A 3,329-nucleotide genomic window follows, 5' to 3' on the forward strand; every position below is an offset into this window, starting at 1 on the left:
GCGGTGCTCACCCTTCTGGTCGTGCCGCTCGAACCCTTGCTGACGGTCATGGGACAGATCGGCTTTCTCATGGCCAATCGTACCTGGATCACACTGGCCTATTTTCCCGTGCTTTATGGTCTCACACGCCATTTTTCGCTGACTGGCGCCTGCTATGCGACTGCGCTCAGCAGCTTCGTGATGTTCGTGACGCGTCTGTGGCGAGCCGTGGCCAGCTCCCTGCGTCCACCGGCTGATTCGCTCAAACCAGCTTCATCAGCGATCAAACATACCGACGAGACTGCGCCCGAAAGCGCCACGGGTCATGCCGGAGGCGAGACGCAAAGCAGGGTTGTCATCGGGGCTTGAGGCGTATTTCAGCCAGGCCGGAGTGATCCCCGGATCGGAACTTATTGGTCGGCACCGGCAGGATCGAAGCCCAGCGATGCCAGAACGAGCCTGTCCTCCCAGATATCATGCATCAGCGCGGGGAGAGAACCCAGCGTGGCAAGGGCAGGATCACGCAGCATGATCCCGTCAAGGCGTGACTCCTTGAGGCGCACCCAGCACCAGATATCGCCATGAGGGCCCTCGACAGCGCCGATACCCTCCCCGGATCCGGATGTGTCCGCTGCCGGTGAGGGCAGAGGCACGCCGAAATCAGCGGCAATGCGGTCGATGCGTCTGAGCGAGTCACGTATCTCATCAAGGCGCAGGCATTGTCTGGCCCAGCCATCGCCACCAAGGCGCGAGCCTGCCCGGCCGGGAACGTGGCGCATGTCATCTTCAAGCTGGCGCAGGTCGAATGAACGTCCGGAAGCCCGACCAACCAACCCACCGAGGCACAGGGCCTGGGCACGGGCTGGAGGTATCGCTCCAAGTCCCTCCAGCGTCTCCGCCATCTGGAAATGCAACCCCTCGATGACGGGCAGGCGCGGCATCAGGGCATCATGAAGGGCATGAGCAAGGCCGCAGATATCAACCCCTGCTGCAATGCCTTGTGGCGTGATCATGTCGGTCAGGCGGCGGCTGGCCCCGTGATGGGCGCATAGTCCTGCACAGAGATCCTCAGCAAGACTGGCGTGAGTGGCGAGAAGGGCAAAGCCCGTTAACTGCGCCATCTGGGCAATATCACGGCAATGCACAACGATGCGTTCGATCTCCAGAAGGATCGTGCGGGCATCGCGTGTCGCATCGTCGGGGATGATGCCAAGTGCGTTTTCGATGGCACGCGAGTAGGCAAGGGGGGCTGCGACAAAAGCCGATCCGTTGCTGCGACTGATCAGCCTCAATGCTTCCTCGGGCATACAGCCCTTGAGGCGATGCATGAGGCCGATATGCGCGGCACCCGGCATGATCTTCCCATGCCCCCACATGAACGGCGCCATATCGCCATGAAGGCTCTGCACGAATACGGGTGGGGAAGGCGTATGGTCGGCTGAAACAGGCGCTGGGACGGACCGGACGGATAGAGGCGCGATACTCGCCCAGCTCCCCTGATCCAGTGCGGGCTCGGTATCGATGGCGCCCAGTGGCAGACAACCCCACAGATCCTGCGCGATGCGTTCTGGCCAGGAGGCGCAGGGCAGAGCCGCTGACAGGGCGAAATAGCGCCCGTCGATCAGGGGGGTGCTCACCAAAAGCGGCGTTTCCTGATCGAGGAACAGGGCATAGGCGCGCAGATCGTCACACCAGTGAGCGATGAACCAGCCCGGTGCCGCAGCAATCATCTCGTGCCATTGCCCCTCATCGAGGGTGTAATGATGTGGGGAAAGACGTTCGCCGGCCCGGATACGGGCGATCATGCTCATGGGGCGCTCCAAGAAAGGGCCCCGACCGGGCTGCCATGAGCGTTAAGCCCAAGCACGAGCGGCGCAATTATCCCCATACCGACAAGGGCGAGTACAAGCGCCCGGTCGCGCCAGCTGAGCGGTATATGCCAGTCCAGCGTCGCCCGGCTGGCGGTCAGCCCGAGAGCAGCTAGCACGATGACGGTAGGTATGAGGCCAACTTTGCTCAACCCCGCCAGAGTAAGGCATCCTGCTGTGAAGTTGGGCCAGGGCGGCAGGCTACTTATGACCCAGCGTCGCATGGAGTCAGGAATTTGTGGACCGGCGGCCAGTGCGAGGCCTGAACTGAGAAAGAGCAGCGAGGGAACCGGCCCTGTGGGCAGGGCGGCGGCGATGGTGGCAAGGCAGACCAGGAGCCTCGGGCCGTCCTGTCGGGTCAGAATGCAAAGCCACAATCCTGCTATCCCGGCGGAAAGGGGCACCATGTGTGTGACCTCGCGCGCAGGCAGGCGCAGCATGAGTGCCACGGCGCTCAGACATAGCAACATGTCGGGGAGGGCAGTCAGGCGATCGGTCCGCAGCGAAACCGCTGACCCATCTTTCCCGGTCATCGTCCCATCACAGACAGGCGCAATGGTGCCGAGACCGGAAAGAAGGCAAAGCCCGACAGCGAGAAAAAGATCGCCAAGTCTCAAGATGGCAGGGTCAGGGCTCATGGTGATCAGACTGGTGCCCAGCAGTGCCAGAACCAGCCCGGCAAGGCGCATGCGCATCGAATCCCAGGCCTGACGCGCGCGCGTGGTGGCAAGGGTTTCCCGGTATGTGAGCATGAGGGCCGCGCAGCCAGTCAGGCAAACCACGGTCAGCACGTCATGAGCACAAAGGGCCAGTGTGATAAGGCAGGCCGAGACGAAGTCGAGACACAAGGTCAGGCGCGTCTCCCCCTTGCCCAATGCAAGAAAAGGCATTGCGCCCGCCATCAGGCACCCCCAGCGGCTGAGCAGATCCTGAGCGGGAAGCAGCGGGGAAAGGCACAGGGTCAGGACCAGACCGGCAAGGGCAAAATGCCGCGCCGAGCGCAGGGCGCGCGCCTCAGGCAGCAAGGCCATCAGACAGGCCGCGAGGAGCGGCCATGACGGGACGAGGAACCGGGCGATCTGATGCAGGGTATCAGCCATGACCGGGGCCATCCATACGATGCCAGGCAAGGCGGGGCATGAGCCATCCCCCAAGCGACAGCAGGCCGATCCAGACCAGTGTCGCACCCAGAACGAGGGGCCAGCTATGGGTGTAGCCGCCCAGCAGGAGAAGCCCATTAAGAGTGCAGAGAAGCGAAACCAGCTGCAAAAGGGGGGCAGAGAGTGCCGCCCCGCATAATCCGGCGAGAATGATGCCGATGCAGATGAGCACCGGTATGCCCGGTGTCGCTGCCAGGGCTGTGAGGAGCACAAGTGCAATGGCTCCGCAGACAGCGAGGCTGGCAGCCTGCTGGGCAGTGCGTCGTTCACGGGGTTCCCCCGAGCGCCATGCGACATGGCGGCGCAGCACGATCAGCCCTGC

At 63.0% G+C, this 3,329-nt stretch carries 2 protein-coding genes and 2 pseudogenes; 1 reads left to right on the forward strand and 3 read right to left on the reverse strand.

From position 1 onward, the window contains the following. Positions 1–348: pseudogene (locus tag P792_RS31855) on the forward strand (hypothetical protein); the annotation flags it as partial. Between the two features lie 41 nt (positions 349–389). Here the strand turns inward: P792_RS31855 and P792_RS31860 are convergent. The 3 genes and pseudogenes from P792_RS31860 to P792_RS0119565 all read right to left on the reverse strand — a co-directional run. After that, positions 390–1,790, reverse strand: a complete 1,401-nt coding sequence (locus tag P792_RS31860) for a hypothetical protein (RefSeq protein WP_031241219.1) — start codon at positions 1,788–1,790, stop codon at positions 390–392. Further along, complete coding sequence (locus P792_RS31865) at positions 1,787–2,947, reverse strand: hypothetical protein (protein ID WP_152530243.1); 1,161 nt, start codon at positions 2,945–2,947, stop codon at positions 1,787–1,789. Before P792_RS31865 ends, P792_RS31860 begins: the two co-directional genes overlap by 4 nt. After that, a pseudogene (locus P792_RS0119565) lies at positions 2,940–3,329 on the reverse strand (hypothetical protein); the annotation flags it as partial. The gene P792_RS31865 and the pseudogene P792_RS0119565, both read right to left, overlap by 8 nt.

Origin of the sequence: Asaia sp. SF2.1, from assembly GCF_000505765.1 — a bacterium.
Taxonomy (GTDB): domain Bacteria; phylum Pseudomonadota; class Alphaproteobacteria; order Acetobacterales; family Acetobacteraceae; genus Asaia; species Asaia bogorensis.